This window comes from Nostoc sp. LEGE 12454 (genome assembly GCF_056620565.1).
In genome coordinates, this window is sequence record NZ_JBWQXL010000009.1 from 92,522 (window position 1) to 113,527 (window position 21,006).

Genomic DNA, 21,006 nt, shown 5'->3' on the forward strand with positions numbered 1-21,006 from the left:
CCCTGAGTTGGCTTTTCTAAAGTCACCTACCTTAAGGAGAGTGACTTCTAATGTCATTAGATAAAAACCTCTTTCAGCAACGACCAAATAAGCTACTTGCAGCTTTGCCAGACAGCGATTATGAGCGTCTTTTCCCCTATCTAAAGCTTGTTCCGCTCCCGGTTCAGCAAATCCTTTACGAAGCAGCCGAACCCATCACACAGGTCTATTTCCCCGATAAGGCAGTGGTTTCTATAGTCACCACTATGGAAGATGGCTCAACGGCGGAAGTTGGGATAGCAAGCAATGAAGGCATGGTGGGTATCCCGGTAATTTTAGGAGACAACACCACAACCACAACAGCGTTTGTGCAAATTTCGGGCGCTGGTATGCAGATCAATGCAGATGTATTGAAAGCCGAGTTCAATCGAGGCGGAGCTATTCAAAGCGTGCTGCTGCGCTATGTACAAGCTGTATACTCTGAACTGGCGCAAGGAGCTGCCTGCAACCGTCTCCATACACTGGAAGAACGGCTGGCTCGCTGGTTACTGACAGTCTCTGACCGTCTGGAATCAGAAGATTTTCCACTGACGCAAGAATTTATCTCCCAGATGCTAGGCGTACGTCGTTCCGGTGTGACAGTAGCGGCTAGCACCCTCAGCCGAGCCGGAATGATTACTTACCAACGCGGTCATATTAGCATCCTGAACCGAGAAGATTTGGAAGCAACTTCCTGTGAGTGTTATCAAGTTATACAAAAGGAATTTGCTCGGTTACTGGGCATGAAGCCCAGTAACCGAGCAAGAAAATTTTTTTGAGTTAGATGTGCGAAACCGAACCGACTCGCAAAAATAACTTGATTTAAAATATTATGAGCAAATTTCTCTTTTAATGTTCAGTGAGCGACAACATTATTAGGCCGCAAGTAAATAGGTTACTTGCGGCTTTGCCAACCAGTGATTATGAGCGTCTTATTCCGCACCTAAAGTTAGTTTCGCTTCCCACTCGCCAAGTCATTTACGAACCAGGAGAACCCATCACACACGTCTATTTTCCCCAAAACGCAGTGGTTTCTATAGTCACTATTATGGAAGATGGTTCGACGGTGGAAATTGGGATAGTGAGCAATGAAGGCATGGTGGGTATCCCAGTAATTTTAGGAGGCAACACAACAACCACAAAAGCATTTGTCCAAGTTGCGGGCGCTGGAATGCAGATGGATGCAGATGTTTTGAGAACCGAGTTCCAACGGGGTGGCGCTCTTCAAAAGCTGCTGCTGCGCTATGTACGAGCTATATATACCGAACTTACACAATCATGTGCGTGCAACCGTCTTCATACCCTAGAAGAACGGCTAGCTCGTTGGCTGCTCACAGTCTCTGACCGTTTTGAATCAGATGATTTTCCGCTCACGCAAGAATTTATCGCTCAGATGCTGGGTGTACGACGCTCCGGTGTGACAGTAGCGGCTAGCACCCTGAGTCGAGCCGGAATGATTCGCTACCAGCGCGGTCAAATTAGCATCCTGAACCGAGAGGATTTGGAAGCAACTTCCTGCGAGTGTTATCAAGTCATCCAAAACGAATTTGCTCGGTTGCTAGGGAATCAGCCCAGGCGCGTAGGCGTAGCCCGTCGTAGACATCGCCAATGAAGAATATTAAGTTACTATGTCCGACACCGGACAGACGCCTGCTAATTGGTTCCTTTAAGATTTAATAAAGTATGCATCAAATAGCGTCAAAGTAAGTAGTACTTGATGCGATCGCTACTTAAATTCTTTGAGCTATAGGGCGGTAAAAAGAATGTCTAATCAATCAATGTCTTTTCAAGGTCTGCGATTGCTTGTTGTTGATGACGATAGTGATACGAGAATATTACTTACCTTCCTTTTTGAATTAGAGGGAGCAGAAGTGATTGCAGCTGCTTCAGCAGACGAGGCTTTAAAAAGAATGTCATCTTTTAAACCAGACATTTTAATTAGTGACATTTGCTTACCCGATGAAGATGGCTACTCACTACTTTCGAAGGTAAAAAATTTGGAAGCAAAGCGGGGTAGAAAGATTCCAGCGATCGCTCTGACGGCATCGAATTTCGAGGACGATCATAAACGTGCATTATTAGCAGGTTATGATATATACCAATGCAAGCCGATAGATTTAGACGAGTTAACTTCTACGGTTGCTAGTTTAGTTGGAATCAAACAATACGTTTGTCATATTTAGATGTAACCAGGACAAGCCAGTAGGTAAAATAGCTTTAACTAAATTTTATTTATTTTGAGAATGCGATGTGTACGACGAGCTAGTTTGTCGTACACATCGCATTTTATCAGGAATCTTTTGACTAATTTTATTTTTTCTTAATTTCGTTATCAATAAAAAATTTTGAAAGTACAGTGATATAAAATATACTAAGAATAAATACAGAGAACAGCTAAGTAATTCTCTGCAAGTACTCATTTTTTCATATCAAGGAGTGCATTATGGAATATCTTGCTTATTCTCAGATGTTTATTGCTCAAGAAGAGGCATCTGGAAACACTAATTATTATCTTCCTAAACCTCAATTAAATTGGAAAAAACTGTTTAAATCTTCGGCATGGTTAGCGTTAGCTGGTGTTGGTGTATTATTTGCTGCTGTAACCCAAATTCAAATGAGTTCGGCTGCGTATGTAAAGACTAACGGCAGTTGTTTACGCGTCCGTTCAGGCCCAAGCAGCAACTACTCTTATGTGGACTGCGTACCAAATGGCGCAACCCTTCCAGCTATTGAACGATATGAAAACGGTTTTGCCAGACTTTCTACAGGTAGATACGTTTTTGCCCGATGGATTGGTGATAGACCTAACAATCGTCCAGTGACTAGACCTGGTGGTGTTGGCGGTTCGGTGATTCTTACCCCTGGTTCAAAAGGTCAGCTCGTCAGAGACCTGCAAACAGCTTTAGGTAATCTTAGAATTGATGGAATTTACGGTCAAGAAACTGTTAGCCGAGTCCGCAGCTTTCAGCAAAGTAAAGGTTTACTTGTAGATGGTGTTGTAGGCCCCGAAACTCGATCGGCTCTGGGTATTTAGCCAGAAGCCACCCTTAAAAAATCTCGTGGTTTGGTAAATATTGTCAAACTAGTTTTGAGGGTTTGTAGTAAGCACTTTAGTGCTTAGAAAATAAGGATTAAAGTGCTTACTACGAACTTCCTTACCCATGAATGTAATTTTGTACAATCTGCAAAATGCGCTCTGCTGCATGACCATCCCCAAAGGGATTGATTGCGTTTGCCATCGCTTCGTAAGCATCTGAGTCACTGAGTAACTCAGCAGCGGCTGCAACAATATTCTCAGTCGTAGTGCCAACAAGTTTAGCTGTACCAGCTACCACAGCCTCTGGTCTTTCGGTAGTATCTCTCAAAACTAGTACTGGTTTTCCTAAGCTGGGGGCTTCTTCTTGCAAGCCACCAGAGTCAGTAAGTAAAAGATGCGATCGCCCAATCGCTCCTACTAATTCCCCATAATCTAGAGGATCTGTCAAGAAAATTCGGGGATGATTCCCTAAAAGTTCTTGCAATGGGACTCGTACTGTCGGATTGCGGTGCAATGGTAAGAGCAAAGCTGTATCAGGAAACTTGTCTAAGATTTGTAAAAAGCCCTGAGCGATCGCTAACAGAGGTTCTCCCCAATTCTCCCGACGATGAACTGTTGCTAATAAAACCCGATATGAATCCCAGTCTAAGCCTGGGACATCGCAAACTACTTGGGTTGCAGCGACATTTAACAATGCATCAATTACTGTGTTACCCGTCATGTGAATTTCACCCAAAACACCAGAACGATGCAAGTTTTCCACAGCCCAAGGAGTCGGTGCAAAGTGCAACTGAGTAATTTGAGAAATTAACCGCCGATTAGCTTCTTCTGGGTAAGGATTAAAGATATCATCAGTTCTTAACCCTGCTTCTACATGACCAACAGGGATTTTTTGATAAAAAGCTGCCAAAGCTGCGGCAAAAGCAGTGGTAGTGTCTCCCTGCACGATTACGAAATCTGGCTTTTCCGCCTTAAATAAAGCTTCTAATCCTTGTAAACTACGGCAAGTAATATCATTTAGAGATTGCTGAACCTGCATAATTTCCAAGTTATAATCCGACTTGATATTAAACAGTTGCATAACTTGCTCAACCATCTCTCGATGTTGTCCAGTTAGAATTACTTGCAACTGAAATACTGAAGACTTCTGGAAAACTTGAATTACTGGAGCGAGTTTAATTGCTTCCGGGCGAGTACCTAAGATAATGCAAACGCGTTTTTGATTAGTCATTAGTCATCTGTAATTTACCATCTATAGTCAATCGTCTATAGTCAATCGTCTATGGTCAATAGTCGGCGGTCAATCCTCACATAAACCATAAATATTAATGGATAAATCACACCAGATATAAAAAAAACAACTTAACCGGGCAAATGCATTGTTTGTCTAATTAACCTGTAATGACTATTTAAGAGGATGTCTGAGAAGTATTAAATATTTGTTGATCCCCCCTAACCCCCCTTAAAAAAGGGGGGATAAGAGTCTTAAAGTCCCCCAATTTTTCGGGGGATTTAGGGGGATCTCCAATGGCTAGGTATATACAAAAAAACTTTTCAGACATCCTCTAAAAGTTCAAATTATAAAAACCATGAAAAAACCCGGCTTAACCGGGCAGACGCACTGTTTGTCTAATTAACCTGTAATAACTATTTAATCTCACAAGTTAGAGGGCAAGCAGCGTAGACAGTAGCCTGCATTTGGTCTGCCTCTCCATGCAGCCAGCTTAACCATTTAATTTCACTAGGATGAACTCCCTTAACAGTTAGCACACCCGCAGCCAATACAACTGCCATGACATTAAACATTATTAGAGCACCTGCTACAAGCAAAACCGCACTAACAGGCATCACAGATTGCAAGATAATCGACAACAGACATCCGACCGTAGCCATTAAGACAACTAGTGGAAAACCCACAACCAACAAACATACTGCTAATGTAAAAGTCCATATTAAAAAGCTTTTAATCATCAACAAGGAGTAGGTCTTTCCTTGATTAGAGCTTTGAGCAGAAACCATGACTTTTCCTCCCAAAATACACAACAAATTTTAATTTCAATCATTTCTCGCTTTTCGCGAGTAAACTGAATTGTTTCAGTGAAATCCAGTATATAAAAACTAATTGGAAAAATGAGCATTTGTTTACTAAAGTTCACAGTTATTTTTTTGTAATTATGGATATAAAGTCAAGTTTATATCTATTAAAAAAACTTGTTTATTGCATCTACCTTCAGGTATAGAACCTAAAAGGTATGAGCTTTTAACCTCGATCCCCACTATCTTGCTCCTATTCAACTTAACATTTCTTATAAAAATTAGTAGTCTTTCTCATAATTCCTAGACTGGCTGAATAAATGAACTGCTAGTATTTGTACTGTTAATTGCTGGCAATTCGTGCCCATACCTGGGATAAATTTCTCATCTAAGTCATGAGAATATTTACTTTAAAGCAAAAGCATTTAAAAATACTTTTTAATCATGTGTATTTACTGAGGTCTTTTAAGTCCTTACGTATGTTAAACCAGTTTAGATAGGTTAAATAATCTATCTAAAAATTCTGAGTAGTGAAATCTTAGGAAATAAAAGATACCAATTGAAGTGGATGAAATAGATTGACCGTGGTTCTAGAGTTTCAATCGCCTTCTATCACCGCTAAGGCTTGCAGACAAGCATTCTCCAAAAGTCATCAAAGCAAGTGACTTTACTTCTCGTTAATTCAACTTTTTAACTGCCAAATGTGAAGATATATGACAGAATCACAGTCTCCATTAAATTCTAACTCTGCTGCCGGACGTAATTTGCCACCAATGCCGCCGCCTCCACCGCCAACTCCAACCTTTAGTACGCAGCGGCAGATGACACAAACACTCGATATGTCAATGGATAGGGGCACTAATTTGCCTGTTGCAGGTCATCGTCCAGGTAGTCCACCGCCAATACCTAGTTCAGTTCGCCCTCAAAACAGCAGTCCAGAACTAACTTTAGAAAAGTTAATCAGAGAAGCTTACGATCAGGGATATTCTGACTTGCACTTGGGTGTGGGTGAACCACCCCGCTTCCGCAGCCGAGGAGAAATTCAATCAGGAGATTATCCAGAAACAGATAAAGAAACTTTTATGAGTTGGTTGCGGGAGGTAATGAGTGAGGGAGAAATTCAGCGCTTTGAAGAATCCTTAGAATTTGACGGAGCAACTCAATACGAATTTGCTCGCGTGCGGATTAATGTTTTTGGCTCCCTCAAAGGGCCTGCAATGGTGTTGCGGTTGATTCCGCTAAAAATCTTAACTATGGAACAGTTGAGATTACCTCCGATTTTTCGGGATATATGTCATCACCATAAAGGTTTAATTTTGGTAACTGGGCCTACTGGTTCTGGTAAGTCCACTACAATGGCAGCGATGATTGACTACATCAATAAGGAGATGGCCAAGCATATTATCACCATTGAAGACCCGATAGAATTTGTCCATCAAAGCCGCAAGTCTTTAGTCAAACAGCGGGAAGTGGGAATGCATACCCGGAAATTTGACAACGCTTTGAAAGCAGCTTTGCGGGAAGACCCAGATTTGATTCTGGTGGGGGAAATGCGGGACAAGGAAACAGTTAACACCGCCCTAAAAGCCGCTCAGACTGGTCACTTAGTCATGGGAACCCTGCATACCAATAGCGCGGTCAAAACCATTGAACGGATTCTCAACCTCTATTCGGGTGATGAACAAGATGCAATGCGGGTGGCGATTTCTGAGTCTTTAGTCGCAGTAATTGCTCAAGGTTTGTGTCGCACAACTGACGGTAAGCGGGCTGCTTTCCATGATGTGCTGATCAATACTGAGGCGATTAAAGAATGGATCAAAGACGGTAAGTATGATGAAATTGGCGAGCTGATGAAACAAGCTGGCTTTGACGGCATGATTACGATGAATCAGTCATTGCTGAATCTCTATCAAGACGGACGAATCACCGAAGAAACTGCTTTGGAAATGTCACCAACTCCTAACGAAATGGCGCAGTTTCTCCGAGGTCGAGTTTAACGATTGGGCATTGGGGATGGAGAAGATGCAGAGGGGCAGGGGTGCGGGGGGGCAGAGGGGAAAACTCTTCTCCCCTGCTCCCCAATCTTAAATATCTTTGCGATCCTGGTTGAGGTTATAGCTAAGGTAAAAGGTAAAAGAGAGAATTTTTTACTTTTAGTTCCCTAGCCTCTATGAATAACTTGACGACAAATAAACTATCTACACCCCAGTTGTTTAAAGGCATTGCGGTATTTACACCTGGAGGAGATTTAATTTACTGCATCGACCCTAGCAAGCAAGGTCGATGGCACTTGCATTTGTGCTCGGCTTTGCAAGAAATCCTAGATTTACCAGAGCCGCCGCACTTTTTAGTGCCTTGTTATACTGCAACTATTGATAATTGGTTAGATCCGCGCACTCAACAAGTGCGAACTTTTGCTGAAGCTTATCCGGCTGTAATTAGACACCAAGCTTTGCTTAATGCCATTTTTGGCACAGGAGAATTAGTATGGCAAGCAGCCCCTTGGCAAGAAGGATTGTGCGATCGCATGGTGTTAACAACTTATCGTTCCTCATTCTCACAGCTTTGGGAAGATCACGATTTAATCGTCCGCCTAGACCTTTCTGAACCTGTGCCAAAATATCATCAACCAGTAATAGTACAAAAAAAAGAAGCCATTACCCAAGGCTATGTTCTCCGCTTGTTTGTTGCCGGACATAGCAGTACTACTGAACGCATTCTGCAAAATTTACACGAATTGTTAGAGCGATCGCTCGGACATCCTTATACTCTGAAGGTGATTGATGTTTTAAGTCATCCAGAACAAGCAGAACTAAATCAGGTTTCTGCAACTCCTACCCTTGTCAAGGTTTGGCCTCACCCAATTCGGCGAATCGTTGGAGAGTTAGATCGTGTAGAAAAGATTTTACAGATGTTAGCTGCTAAGGAAAAATTTTAAGTAATCAGACTAGTTTTTGTTGCCAAATGCGCGAATGGGTAGGTGTTGGGGAAGAAGTAACTACAAAAATAGCTAGATTGCCGTATCTGCAAGGATTTGATGGCTGTAGCATCTTAAAACCATCCGCGCACCTTATATAAATTGACTGTCAGCTATTTACAGTTATCACAATTGCCAGCCCTTATGTTATGATTTTCGCATTCGCGCTATTGAACCTTCAAAACCAAATAACACAGGGCTTTCATACGCCTGCGATCGTAATCAACTAAAATCCCTATTAGGGATTGAAACCTTTAAGTTCATGACTTTGGGTGGTACTGCTTAAACCCAAAGAAAGTCAGTTATATTTTAGTTCATAGGAGAGCATTTGACAAATAATTTGTCGCTCCACAACTAATCGGGATGACTGGATTCGAACCAGCGGCCCCTTCGTCCCGAACGAAGTGCGCTACCAAGCTGCGCCACATCCCGCCATAAAAATGGCATCGTAAATCAAGAATATCATAATCTGTGCCAAATAGCAGAATTACATCTATATACGATCGCTTCACTAAAGACTTTGCTTGCTAGGATTAAGTTTGTATAACTCTAGTGGTAAAAGCGGATTGTGACTGTAAAACCAGACTGGTTGCGGGTGAAAGCACCTCAGCGTGAACGCATCGGTAACGTTAAAGAAATTTTGCGGGATTTAGCCCTCAATACAGTTTGCGAGGAAGCGTCCTGTCCGAATATTGGTGAATGCTTCAACGCTGGGACTGCCACGTTTTTGATTATGGGTCCGGCTTGTACACGCGCTTGTCCCTATTGCGATATTGATTTTGAGAAAAAACCCAAACCACTAGACCCCACAGAACCTACACGACTAGCGGAAGCTGTTCGTCGCCTGAGCCTTAATCATGTAGTCATCACTTCTGTAAACCGAGATGATTTGCTTGATGGTGGTGCATCTCAGTTTATAGCGTGTATTGATGCAGTTAACTCTGTTTCACCCAACACCACAATTGAGGTGCTAATTCCTGACTTGTGCGGTAATTGGAATGCTCTGGAGTTAATTCTACAAGCTGCGCCAGAGGTATTAAACCACAATACCGAAACTGTTCCACGCCTGTATCGTCGGGTGCGTCCCCAAGGAAACTACGATCGCACATTAGAATTATTGCAGCGCACTCGTCAACTTTCTCCTAGCACATACACTAAATCCGGCATCATGGTTGGACTCGGTGAAACTGACGCAGAAATTCGCCAAGTTATGCAAGACTTGCGAACTGTCGATTGCGACATTTTGACCATTGGGCAATATCTCCAACCCAGTCAAAAACACTTGCAGGTAAACGAATTTGTCAATCCAGAACAATTTACTGACTGGAAGGCATTCGGTGAGGAAATTGGATTTTTACAAGTTGTTTCTTCACCATTGACAAGAAGCTCCTATCATGCAGAACAAGTTAGAGAATTGATGAAACGTTATCCACGCTCAAAAGTTAGGAGTTAGGAATAGGAATTATGAGTGAGCAGATGTACTCCAACACAAAACTTTCCGTTGCAATTCTTGGTGCAGGTGCTTGGGGTGCATCTCTAGCAAATCTTGCCGCTGCGAATGGTCATGAGGTGCGCGTGTGGTCGCGTCAGGGTTCCCAAAGTATTCAAGTAGTTTTAAAAGATGTCCAAATAGTCCTGTCTGCTATCTCAATGATTGGTGTGAGAGATGTTGCTTCCCAAGTTGAGTCTTTCCCCCTTTCTCCAGAGACAATTTTTGTGACGGCGACAAAAGGCTTAGATCCCCAAACTACCTGCACACCGTCGCAAATTTGGCAAACAATATTCCCTAACCATGCAGTGGTTGTTTTGTCTGGGCCTAATTTATCAAAAGAAATTCAAATGGAATTACCAGCAGCCACGGTGGTAGCCAGTAATATTCCCACGGCTGCGGAAGTAGTGCAGTTAGTATTTTCTTCTCATCGTTTCCGGGTATATACGAATCCCGACCCCTTGGGGGTAGAACTGGGGGGAACACTGAAAAATGTGATTGCGATCGCAGCTGGTGTATGCGATGGTTTACAACTGGGAACCAATGCCAAAGCGGCTTTAGTCACCCGTGGACTTACCGAAATGGTTCGCATCGGCAACAACTGGGGTGCAAAGACGGAAACATTTTATGGTTTATCGGGTCTAGGAGATTTGTTAGCAACGTGCAACAGTCCCTTAAGCCGCAATTACCAAGTCGGCTATCTGCTAGCTGGTGGTAAGTCACTTACAGAAACTCTCGCAAATTTACAAGGAACTGCTGAAGGAGTCAACACTTGCCGAGTTTTGATGCAACGAGCCAAGCAACAAAACATCGCAGTCCCAATTACCGAGCAAGTTTATCGGTTACTTCAAGGCGAAATCACACCCGGACAAGCACTTGATGAACTGATGTTGCGAAATATCAAGCCGGAGTACAACTACTAGTTATAGCTGTAGTCACATAGGTTAAAACAGTGTTGATTGCTCAAAGTCTTGAAAAAACTGGTTACTCAGCACTCAGCACTCGGCACTTTGCTATAGCAGTCTGTCAAGTTGAAATTGGCACTTTAAGACTGACATACAAAACGACGCAGGTACACGGAGAGAGTGTTTGATAATTTATCCGCATCTTCTATTTCCGTGTCGAGAGAATTTTCGCCGTTAATGCTAATCACTTTCCCGATATCTATTAGTTCTACTTATACCTGAATAATCCTGAGAAAAAATTGCTAAATCGTCAGGATATTACTTTTGCACCCATGTAAATGTGACTATGCCAATTATAAAGATGACATTCACTGAAGGATGTTTATACTGTGTTACAAAAGTTACTATCCAAAAACCATCAAGGTTGAAATATTAACTAAGTAGTTGAAATATTGCAAACCTAGCTGTGGATTTAAATAGCTATTGGTTTAATCAAAAGTTTAGCAGCCGATTAAGTTCAGTAATCCTGTATCCAATAAAACCCTTACAGTTAATTTCTAAAAAAAATTGTAAGGGAACGTTCAACCATGTTAGTTCATCGTTAATCGCGGGAACAATAGCAACAGTTGAATAGCTGACCGTAATCTAAGCTGACCGAAATCTATTGTTACCTGGAGCCATTGAGACGATCTTTATGCCAGCAACATCTTTTTATGCAGACGCCCCCTACAACACCAAAAAGTCTAGCCAGGCTTTGGACTCGGATCTCACGGTTGATGACAGTGAGTTATCGGTAGATGATCTACAGGAGCTAGAACTGGCTTCTGTTGACAATGCTAACTTTGCTGCTAGCACCAACCGCCGGAGTACAGACCTAGTACGTCTATATCTTCAAGAAATTGGTCGGGTTCGCTTGTTGGGGCGCGATGAAGAGGTTTCAGAAGCTCAAAAAGTCCAACGCTACTTGCGGATGCGGATAGTACTTGCTAACGCCGCAAAGCTTGGAGATGAAGTGATTACACCCTATTTAAGGTTAGTTGAAGTTCAAGAACGTCTAACCTCGGAACTAGGACATCGCCCGTCTTTGGAAAGATGGGCTGCCACTGCTGACATAATTTTATCCGATCTCAGACCGACTTTGGCAAATGGGAAACGTCGCTGGGCTGAAATCGCCAAGTTGACTGTAGAAGAGTTGGAGCAAGTTCAGTCCCAAGGACTCCAAGCAAAAGAACACATGATTAAGGCGAATCTTCGCTTAGTTGTGTCTGTTGCTAAGAAGTATCAAAATCGTGGTTTGGAATTGTTGGATTTAGTCCAAGAAGGTACATTAGGTTTGGAGCGGGCTGTAGAAAAATTTGACCCAACTAAGGGTTATCGCTTTAGTACATACGCATACTGGTGGATTCGTCAGGGTATTACACGGGCGATCGCTACTTCTAGTCGCACGATTCGCCTACCGGTTCACATCACCGAAAAGTTAAACAAAATTAAAAAGGCTCAACGCAAAATTGCTCAAGAAAAAGGTCGCACCCCAACTCTAGAGGATTTAGCAACTGAGTTAGAGATGACACCAACTCAAGTACGAGAAGTTTTGTTGCGGGTTCCTCGCTCCGTTTCTTTGGAAACCAAGGTAGGAAAAGATAAAGACACAGAGTTAGGCGAATTACTCGAAACCGACAGTGTAACTCCAGAAGAGATGTTAATGCGAGAATCTTTACAAAGAGATTTGCATCATCTGCTGTCAGATTTGACTAGCCGGGAGCGCGATGTAATTCTGATGCGGTTTGGTTTGGCAGATGGTCATCCTTATTCTTTAGCAGAAATTGGCCGCGCTCTTGATTTATCGCGCGAACGAGTCCGCCAAATTGAATCTAAGGCTTTGCAAAAGCTACGTCAACCCAAGCGCCGCAACCTGATCCGCGACTATTTGGAGTCTCTGAGTTAGTCATTTGTCATTAGTCATTTGTCATTAGAAAACTACACTTGACAAATGACTAGGGACAAAGGGCTGATTTGATCCCTAAGTTAAACGCCTTTTATCGGCTTACAGCAAATAATTAGCATTAAACTGTATAAAAGCTGTCCCCAATCTTTGCTCAGATATCTTGAAGGTGGGGAGCAACTAAGAATTCAAATTTAACTTATGCAAAATTCAAAGTCAAGGGATGCAATCGTTACAAGTATCCTAACTATTAGCTGTATGCAAATTAAATGCACTACAGCTAATTACTTGAATTTGGCTCAAGATTTGATGAATTGTTCTTAAATATTTAGTAAGAATTCTCAATAGGCAATGATTGTTGCAAATTGCTCCCAAGATTTGTTATATTCTCAACTAACAAGCTTTGTTGAGAACTATTAGTATGACTGTCTACACAACTACTTCACTCAAGGCAGAACTGAACGAACGAGGCTGGCGTTTGACTCCCCAGCGCGAAACAATTTTACACATTTTTCAAGAACTTCCGCAAGGCGAACATCTAAGTGCGGAGGATCTTTATCATCGGCTCGAAACTGATGGTGAAGGGATCAGTCTGTCAACTATTTATCGGACTTTGAAGTTGATGGCAAGGATGGGAATTTTACGGGAACTAGAATTGGGCGAGGGACATAAGCATTATGAGATCAACCAGCCCTATCCCCACCATCACCATCACTTAATTTGTGTTCGATGCAACTCAACTATTGAGTTTAAAAATGACTCGATTTTAAAAATTGGGTCAAAAACCGCTCAAAAAGAAGGTTTTCACCTCTTAGATTGTCAAATGACCATCCATGCAGTGTGTCCCAAGTGCCAACGAGCGCTGATGCCGCTTTAGGACTTGGGTGGATAAATAAGACGAAACTACTCAAATTAACCAAATAAATGGAATCTGAGCAGTTCGTAATTTGCTGTTACTGGAGGCAAGCAACCAGTTGGGAACTGATACTAACGACACCAAAGCGGATGCTAAAAGCGTCCGCTCTTAAGATCCTTAAGGCTAATCCCGTAGAATTCTTGGGCTTGTTTAATCGCTTTTTTGGTGTCATCTGCCATCACACCATTCAGCTTGCCTTTATAAAAACCCCGCTCCCGTAGTCGGGTTTGAATTTCTAAAGTATTAAATTCGCTTTTGCTAGCAGTATTAACTGAGCTATATAACTTAGCTCGCGTAGTTGGACCAGCAACACCACTTGCTGCTAAGAAGTTAGCTGCCTGAAATCGGCGTACAGCATCGGCAGTATAGGGGCCATAGTAGCCATTTGGCTCTCCCTCTAAATATCCTGCTTGGATCAATTGTTCTTGAACAATTCTAACTGGCTCACCGCGATCGCCTACACGAAGTTTGTCTCGATTGACTACCTTTTTGGGAGCCTCTTCTCCATCACCAATGCCAACTCCCGGCAATTTACTTAATGTTGCTGGGCCCGCAATTCCATCAACGCTTAATTTGTAAGAATCTTGGAACCGCTTGACAGATTCTTCGGTAATTGGGCCAAATATGCCTGTGGCGTTTCCGTAATAAAAGCCTGCGACTCTTAACCTTTCTTGCAAAGCTCTGACATCTTCACCTTCATCCCCCTTGGCAAGGTAGTTGGGATTGCGGCGCTGGCTAGTGGCTGAACTAGTAGTGCTGGGCTTTTTCGCTTGTGCGCTTACAGCAGTGGTTCTTTTAGCTTGTGTAGCCGTACTTGTGGGCTTTTTCGCCTGCCAATTTTCTAATTTTTGCAGGGTGCTTGTTCCAACAATGCCGTCCACTGGTAAACCAGCGGCCTTTTGGAAGCGCCGCACAGCTTCTTGTGTGGGTGCGTCATATACTTGGGTAACAGAAGATTGGTAAAAACCTGCTGTTCTCAATTTTTGTTGTAAATTTCTGACAGAAGGGCCTCGATCGCCTTTTTCTAGTGCCATGACACTGCTGACAGCGCCAAGAATAGATAAAGACAGAGCAAGGGGCAACATATACTTCCAAGCCCTACCTGAAAGCCTTTTCCAGTCTGGTGCAGCTGCGTCCTTAAACAAGGAACTGAGGGAGACCAATTCACTGGGTGTGCTGTCTTCGTAGGCGAAAGCTAGGTGCAAATACGCAAGATTCTCCATATTTGTTTCCTACACCATTGATTTTTCTTCGATAACTGCTTCAGCTTGATGTACTAGGTTCCTCAAAGCTTCTAATGTTCCTATATTTACATCCTCCCATAAATTGCGCTTGTGTGCTTCTAATAATTTTTCAGCAATATCACGCAGTGCGTAAGGGTTATTTTGCTGAATAAATTCTACAACAACTGGATCGAGTAAATAAGCATCTACTATGCCCTGATACATATAATCTTCAGCACATTTTGCGGTTGCATCGTAGGCGAATAGATAATCTACCGTCGCCGCCATTTCAAAGGCTCCCTTGTATCCGTGGCGCATTACTCCTGCAATCCATTTGGGATTAACTACGCGAGAACGATACACTCGTGCAATTTCTGCTTTCAGTTGACGAACGCGTGGTTGGGCTGGTATAGAATTATCTCCAAAATAGGTTTGGGGATTTTTTCCCTGTAGAGAACGCACCGCCGCCGTTAAGCCACCCTGAAATTGGTAATAATCATCAGAATCGAGTAGATCGTGTTCGCGGTTGTCTTGATTGTGCAGGACTATTTGCATTTGAGACAAGCGTTGCTCGAAAGCTCCGGTATTGGGCATTGGGGACTGGGAATTAGGAATAATTTCTGCTCCTCTGCTCCCCTGCCCCTCTGCTCCCTTGCTCCCCTGCTCCCCTGCTCCCCTGCTCCCCTGCTCCCCTGCCAAGTTTTCCGAAGAATAGGCGTAAGAACTCCAGTTAATGTAGGCGCGGGCTAAATCTTCGTCATCTGTCCAGTTTTGCGATTCGATTAAACCTTGGAGTCCGGCACCGTAAGCACCTGGACGAGAACCAAAGATGCGATAGCGCGATCGCACTACAACTTCTTCTAAAGTTAATCCTTGGCTTGTCCACAAATCCGTTTCTTGGCGAACTGCATCCGCTAGGGGATTTTGTTCTGGCGGTTCATCCAAGTCTGCTACTGCTGATACTGCTTGATCGAATAAGTCAATTAAGTTGGGAAAAGCATCGCGGAAGAATCCCGAAATTCGCAAGGTGACATCTACACGGGGACGCCCTAAAATCGCTAGGGGCAAAATTTCAAAATCTACTACTCGCCGCGCTGCACCATCCCACACAGGTTGGACTCCAAGTAGAGCCAAGGCTTCGGCTATATCATCACCGCCTGTTCTCATTGTGGCTGTTCCCCACAGTGATAAACCTAGTGTTTTGGGATACTCGCCATGTTCTTGAGTGTAATATTCTACGAGGGTTTCAGCGGCTTTTCTGCCGATATCCCAAGCTGTCTCTGTGGGAATGGCGCGAATATCGACGGAATAAAAGTTTCTCCCTGTTGGTAGAACTTCTGGGCGGCCGCGCGTGGGTGCGCCAGATGGAGCGCTTGGGACATATCCGCCATCAAGTCCGTGTAATAAATGGGTGATTTCTTGATCGGTTTTTTGTAAGGCGGGAAGGAGACGATCGCGTATCCAGGTAGAGACACGATTCATCGCGTCTCCCCCCCCAGCAAAGACGCGATGAATCGCGTCTCTACAAGATTCCTGATTTCTAAATTCTGAATTCTGAATTCTGAATTCTGAATTCTGATTTATTAGTTGTTCGACTAAGAGAGCGGCGTGTTCTTCTAGGACTTCGACGATATCACCGAGGGTACGGCATTCTGTGCCATTGACTATGGAGTATTCACCGCTAGGCATTGACAAATCGGCTGTGAGGGGATCGAAGTCTAGTCCCCAATCTTGAGCTATGGCGCGGGTAATACCTGAAGAATGGCGATTGGGGATGCGAGCGATCGCTACTATTAAATCCCTCAATTGCCTTCCTTGGGGACATTGCCCAAAAATGTGCAAGCCATCGCGGATTTGGGCTTCTTTCAATTCACACAGATAGCCACCGATGGAATTCAAAATTAAGGATTCAGAATTAAAAATTTCTGTTTCATTTTGGATTCCTAAATCTAGATGGAGATTTTCTTTGATCACCAGTTCGTGGATGCGATCGCGAATCACTGGCAAACGCGAAGGATCTAAACTGTCGGCTTCATAATACTCATCAATTAAATTTTCTAACTGTTGCAAAGAACCGTAGAGTTCCGCGCGAGTCATCGGTGGCGTGAGGTGATCTATAATTACCGCTTGAGCGCGACGTTTGGCTTGGGAACCTTCACCAGGATCGTTGACAATAAACGGGTACAGATGGGGAAGTGCGCCGAAAGCTACTTCTGGATAACAATTACTCGATAAAGCCACACTTTTACCCGGTAGCCATTCTAAATTTCCATGTTTTCCCACATGAACTACAGCATCAGCACCAAAAGTTTCTCTTACCCAATAGTAGAAAGCTAAATAGGCATGAGTTGGTTCTAAATCCGGCGCATGATAATTCAAACTGGGGTCATTATCATAACCTCTTGCTGGCTGAATTCCCACGAAGATGTTGCCGAGTTGGATTCCGGGAACGGGGATGGAGGCAGAGGGGCAGGGGGGCAGAGGGGCAGAGGGGAATAATTGTTGATTGCTTCCTTGTTCTAAGTTTCCCCACCGTTCGCTAATACCTTGCTGAACTGCTGGCGGTAATGAAGCGAAATATTCTTGGTATTCTTCCCAAGAAACACTTTGGTGTACCGGAAGCGATTCTCTACCTTCTGGATCGTTGGTTACACCATCTGTCAGCCGTTGAATCAACTCGTCTCCTTGAGCAGGTGGATTTTCTACTTCATACCCAGCCAGATGTAAAGCTTGCAGGATTTCTACACAACTAGCTGGGGTGTCGAGTCCCACACCATTGGCGAGGCGGCCATTGCGGTTGGGGTAGTTTGCCAGAATCAGGGCAATTCGCCGTTCTTGGGGTGGTTTGGAACGGAGACGCGCCCAATTTGCTGCTAGTTTAGCAACGAACTCGATGCGATCGCTCACTGGTTCATAAATTACCACATCTGTCTCTAAATGGGGATTACGAGTTTGCAATGCTTTAAAAGACACAGCACGAGTAATAATCCGCCCATCTACTTCTGGTAGCGCCACATTCATCCCAATATCGCGTGGAGAAAGCCCTTGAAACTGTGACTCCCACTGCTCAATCGATCCGCCACTGAAGATTACCTGCAACACAGGCACATCTAATTTTTGCCAAAGTTCGGTTTGGGGTGTTTCGCTTTCCAAGCGTGCTAGAGAAAAACTGGTAGTATTTAACAGCACAGCGATTGATTCAGCTTCTTTGGGTTGGAAAAATTCACTCAACTCAACTTGCACATCCGTTTCACGTAATGAGGAAACAAACACTGGCACTGGTTGTAAATTTTTCTGTACCAAAGCTTCGCATAAAGCATCAATTACTTTAGTATTACCCGCTAAATAATGAGCGCGGTAAAAAAGGATGCCAACTTTGGGGATTGGGGATTTCGAGATTTGAGGTTCTGAGGTGGATGAACGGAGTTCCGAGGTGGATTCATCCAGTTCAAAGGTGGATGAACGAGTATCTGAGGTGGATTCATCCAGTTCAAAGGTGGATGAACGGAGTTCCGAGGTGGATTCATCCAGTTCAAAGGTGGATGAACGGAGTTCTGAGGTGGATTCATCCAGTTCAAAGGTGGATGAACGAGTATCTGAGGTGGATTCATCCAGTTCAAAGGTGGATGAACGAGTATCTGAGGTGGATTCATCCAGTTCAAAGGTGGATGAACGGAGTTCTGAGGTGGATTCATCCAGTTCAAAGGCGGATGAACGAAGTTCTAACTCTCCCCTGCTCCCCTGCTCCCCTGCTCCCCTGCTCCCCTGCTCCCCTGCTCCCCACTCATACAATCCCACCCGCGGAATCGGCTGAGGTGGTGGGGGATTATATGCAGTTAATAGGCAACTATCGGAGATAAATTGCAGAGCATTAACGAAATTTTCCACGCCGCCTTCGCTAAAATACTGCCATACCTGGTTAACAATACCCAAGGGCACGGTAGACTGGGAAATCAAATCGGGATCAAAAGCGTCATCCCCTGGCATTACAATGAGGGTTCTACCATTACGTTGCACAATTTCTTGCACTACTTCTAATCCATAACCCCAGTAAGAACGTCCTCCTAACAGGCGCAAAATAATTACTTGGGCATGTTCTAAAACTTGCTCGCCATAAGTATCTATACTTAATTGTTGCTGCAACTGCAACAGGTTGGCAACTCTTAATGCAGGAAAGCTTGCGGGTAATTTTGTTACCGCAGCCGCCAAGGTTTGAATGTCAGTATCAGCAGCCGTAATCAAGACGAAAGGCGCGGGAGTTTGTTCTAAAAAAGTTATACCTTCTGACTGATTCCATCCACCCGATGTGCTACTTATACGATGCATAATCCTGTGTTACCGTTTTAAGTTATTGGTTAGTACATAATCAAAACAAACTTTTTTCCCTGGATTCAGCCCTCTCTTACCAAAATGATTGAAAATGCTTAGTTCTCCTGATTTGAGCTTTTCTCGAACCTTGCCTATTGTTGTATTTAATCAGCTTGGGGAGTTGTTAGAACAGATGGCTCAAACGGTGGGAAGTGCCGTTTTAATACTGACAGAAGCTGCGTTAGTGCGGATTTACATACCTGTGGAGTGGCAAAGGCAAAAGTTTACATTAGTGGTTTCTGAGCAGTTTAGCGCCCTTTTAGTAGGAACATTTGAGCAAGGAAGCAGGGAAACAGAGGGGCAAGGAATTTACTCAGAAATCAATGCTCAGTTGACGTTTAATTTGGAGGCGATCGCTTCTTTTGTCTGCGAATTGAGAGACTTGTTTGAGTGCGATTCTTATACTCACCAAAATCTCGAACGCTATCAGCAAATTATTAGACCTAATGATGCCACGCTCCAAAGTCAATTTACGCTGTTGTTATTAGAATATCTCCTAACTCAGCCAAACCAAGAAATAATAGCATCTCCAAGCCCAGTTGGGCCAGCAGTTTATATCTGTCAGCCAGTGGAAGATGCTTTAAAAAAACAGATTTCCCAAGAGCGGTTGTTAAATCAGGTAACAACGCAGATCCGCAAAAGCCTAGATTTGCCTGTCATTATGGCGACGGCAATTACACAGGTGCGTGAGTTTCTGGAATTAGACAGATTAGTAATTTATAAATTTGCAGGTTCCCAAGTCAATAGTAAACAATACCAATCTGATAGTATTCCCCTGAATGAAACGGCACTGACAACAGGTATGGAACTATCAGTTTGTAAACCTGCCGAAATCTATTTTTCTATACATGAGAACCAGGGTGAACACTCGCCTTCTGTATCAGTTAATAATCAAACATTATTAGAAGATTACCAACAGTATGGAGGTTATATTGTCTATGAAGCTCGTGCTAGAGATGCTATTACATCGGTATTGAATTACACGGAAAAAAATTGCTTTGTCCGAACCTCTCAATGTTGGGAGAAGTATCAGCAAGGTTTTACCTTAGCTGTGGATGATGTCGAAAAAACTTATGCTCTGGAAGAGTGTTTGCTGAATTTTTTAAGGGAATGCCAAGTTAGGGCTAAGTTCGCTGCACCGATAATGTTTGAGGATAAACTGTGGGGATTGCTGATTGCTCATCAGTGCGATGAACCTCACCAGTGGAATGATAGCGAAAAAACCTTGCTAGTTGCGATCGCAGAACAATTAGCGATCGCAATTCACCAAGCTGAGTTAATGCAAACTCTCACCCAAGAAAAACAAAATCTCGAACAACGAGTTATTGAGCGCACAATGGCTCTGCGTGATGCTCTCCTCGCCGCCGAAGCTGCTAGCCGGATCAGAAGTGAGTTTCTCGCTACTATCAGTCATGAATTGCTCACGCCTTTAACTTATGTGATTGGGATGTCTTCGACGTTATTACGCTGGCCTTTGGGTGAATTGAGCCAACGACAACGGGGTTATCTGCAAACAATCCACGACAGTGGAGAACATTTATTAGAAATGATTAATGACATCCTCGATTTATCGCAAATCGAGGCTGGTAAGACAGCTTTAAATATTTCGGAATTTTCTTTAGTAAAAGTTGCCGAAAATGCTCTGAAGTCGCTGCAAAAAAAAGCAGCAAGCGAACAAATTAATCTTATACTTGATTTGCAAATCGATCCCAGACGCGATCGCTTTACCGCCGATGCCAAACGAGTAGAACAAATTCTTTTGAATCTGTTAACTAATGCGATTAAATTCACCCCTGAGAGTGGCAGCGTTACTTTACGTCTTTGGGTGGAAGATGACACCGCTATTTTTCAAGTGGAAGATACCGGGATTGGCATTCCTGAAGAACAATTACCCTTACTGTTTGAGAAATTTCAGCAACTCGATACACCCTATCGCCGCCGCTACGAAGGCACTGGGCTGGGATTGGCTTTAACTAAACAACTCGTGGAACTCCATCGAGGTCGAATTGAAGTAGAATCAACTGTAAGTATCGGCTCGATTTTTACTGTATGGATACCAACTCAAGTAATGAGAGTGATAAGTTAGGAGTTAAGCAA

At 43.4% G+C, this 21,006-nt stretch carries 15 protein-coding genes and 1 tRNA gene; 11 read left to right on the forward strand and 5 right to left on the reverse strand.

Features of this window, described 5'->3' with window-relative positions; translation table 11 throughout:
* The first annotated feature begins 50 nt into the window (after nucleotides 1–50).
* From AC1F2U_RS12500 to AC1F2U_RS12515, 4 genes are all read left to right on the forward strand, one after another.
* Entirely contained in the window at nucleotides 51–797 is a 747-nt protein-coding gene (locus tag AC1F2U_RS12500; RefSeq protein ID WP_480261398.1) for a Crp/Fnr family transcriptional regulator, read from the forward strand.
* An 80-nt stretch (nucleotides 798–877) separates the two neighbouring features.
* A complete protein-coding gene (locus AC1F2U_RS12505) occupies nucleotides 878–1,630 on the forward strand; it encodes a Crp/Fnr family transcriptional regulator (RefSeq protein ID WP_480261399.1) in 753 nt (250 codons plus the stop codon).
* Between the two features lie 151 nt (nucleotides 1,631–1,781).
* On the forward strand, nucleotides 1,782–2,201 hold the full coding sequence (locus AC1F2U_RS12510) for a response regulator (RefSeq protein WP_480261400.1): 420 nt from the start codon (nucleotides 1,782–1,784) through the stop codon (nucleotides 2,199–2,201).
* Between the two features lie 260 nt (nucleotides 2,202–2,461).
* On the forward strand, nucleotides 2,462–3,052 hold the full coding sequence (locus AC1F2U_RS12515; protein ID WP_480261401.1) for a peptidoglycan-binding protein: 591 nt from the start codon (nucleotides 2,462–2,464) through the stop codon (nucleotides 3,050–3,052).
* Between the two features lie 121 nt (nucleotides 3,053–3,173).
* On the opposite strand, the gene wecB is transcribed toward AC1F2U_RS12515, so the two are convergent.
* Both wecB and AC1F2U_RS12525 read right to left on the reverse strand, forming a co-directional pair.
* Nucleotides 3,174–4,286, reverse strand: a complete 1,113-nt coding sequence (gene wecB / locus AC1F2U_RS12520; protein WP_480261402.1) for a non-hydrolyzing UDP-N-acetylglucosamine 2-epimerase — start codon at nucleotides 4,284–4,286, stop codon at nucleotides 3,174–3,176.
* Nucleotides 4,287–4,702: 416 nt separating this feature from the next.
* Complete coding sequence (locus tag AC1F2U_RS12525) at nucleotides 4,703–5,074, reverse strand: hypothetical protein (RefSeq protein ID WP_322674155.1); 372 nt, start codon at nucleotides 5,072–5,074, stop codon at nucleotides 4,703–4,705.
* 728 nt (nucleotides 5,075–5,802) lie between these two features.
* On the opposite strand from AC1F2U_RS12525, the gene AC1F2U_RS12530 reads away from it, so the two are divergent.
* Both AC1F2U_RS12530 and AC1F2U_RS12535 read left to right on the forward strand, forming a co-directional pair.
* On the forward strand, nucleotides 5,803–7,086 hold the full coding sequence (locus AC1F2U_RS12530) for a type IV pilus twitching motility protein PilT (protein ID WP_480261403.1): 1,284 nt from the start codon (nucleotides 5,803–5,805) through the stop codon (nucleotides 7,084–7,086).
* Nucleotides 7,087–7,259: 173 nt separating this feature from the next.
* Complete coding sequence (locus AC1F2U_RS12535; protein WP_480261404.1) at nucleotides 7,260–8,027, forward strand: circadian clock KaiB family protein; 768 nt, start codon at nucleotides 7,260–7,262, stop codon at nucleotides 8,025–8,027.
* 397 nt (nucleotides 8,028–8,424) lie between these two features.
* On the opposite strand, the gene AC1F2U_RS12540 is transcribed toward AC1F2U_RS12535, so the two are convergent.
* Nucleotides 8,425–8,498: transfer RNA gene (locus AC1F2U_RS12540), tRNA-Pro, on the reverse strand.
* Between the two features lie 136 nt (nucleotides 8,499–8,634).
* Here AC1F2U_RS12540 and lipA point away from each other — a divergent pair.
* The 4 genes from lipA (at nucleotide 8,635) to AC1F2U_RS12560 (ending at nucleotide 13,279) form a co-directional block, all read left to right on the forward strand.
* A complete protein-coding gene (gene lipA / locus AC1F2U_RS12545; RefSeq protein ID WP_480261405.1) occupies nucleotides 8,635–9,519 on the forward strand; it encodes a lipoyl synthase in 885 nt (294 codons plus the stop codon).
* 11 nt (nucleotides 9,520–9,530) lie between these two features.
* Entirely contained in the window at nucleotides 9,531–10,478 is a 948-nt protein-coding gene (locus AC1F2U_RS12550; protein WP_480261406.1) for an NAD(P)H-dependent glycerol-3-phosphate dehydrogenase, read from the forward strand.
* A gap of 676 nt (nucleotides 10,479–11,154) precedes the next feature.
* Nucleotides 11,155–12,405, forward strand: a complete 1,251-nt coding sequence (gene sigC, locus AC1F2U_RS12555; RefSeq protein WP_335151544.1) for an RNA polymerase sigma factor SigC — start codon at nucleotides 11,155–11,157, stop codon at nucleotides 12,403–12,405.
* A 418-nt stretch (nucleotides 12,406–12,823) separates the two neighbouring features.
* Nucleotides 12,824–13,279 carry a Fur family transcriptional regulator gene (locus tag AC1F2U_RS12560; RefSeq protein WP_012407750.1) on the forward strand — a complete coding sequence of 152 codons (456 nt, stop codon included), beginning with the start codon at nucleotides 12,824–12,826 and terminating at the stop codon, nucleotides 13,277–13,279.
* A 131-nt stretch (nucleotides 13,280–13,410) separates the two neighbouring features.
* Here the strand turns inward: AC1F2U_RS12560 and AC1F2U_RS12565 are convergent, their stop codons facing one another.
* Both AC1F2U_RS12565 and cobN read right to left on the reverse strand, forming a co-directional pair.
* Nucleotides 13,411–14,541: a peptidoglycan-binding domain-containing protein gene (locus tag AC1F2U_RS12565; protein WP_480261407.1), complete on the reverse strand. Its 1,131-nt coding sequence runs from the start codon at nucleotides 14,539–14,541 to the stop codon at nucleotides 13,411–13,413.
* 9 nt (nucleotides 14,542–14,550) lie between these two features.
* Nucleotides 14,551–18,867 (reverse strand): cobaltochelatase subunit CobN, encoded by a 4,317-nt coding sequence (gene cobN / locus AC1F2U_RS12570; RefSeq protein WP_480261408.1) that lies wholly within the window; start codon nucleotides 18,865–18,867, stop codon nucleotides 14,551–14,553.
* A 94-nt stretch (nucleotides 18,868–18,961) separates the two neighbouring features.
* On the opposite strand from cobN, the gene AC1F2U_RS12575 reads away from it, so the two are divergent.
* Entirely contained in the window at nucleotides 18,962–20,995 is a 2,034-nt protein-coding gene (locus AC1F2U_RS12575) for a GAF domain-containing sensor histidine kinase (protein ID WP_480261409.1), read from the forward strand.
* Nucleotides 20,996–21,006 lie beyond the last annotated feature (11 nt).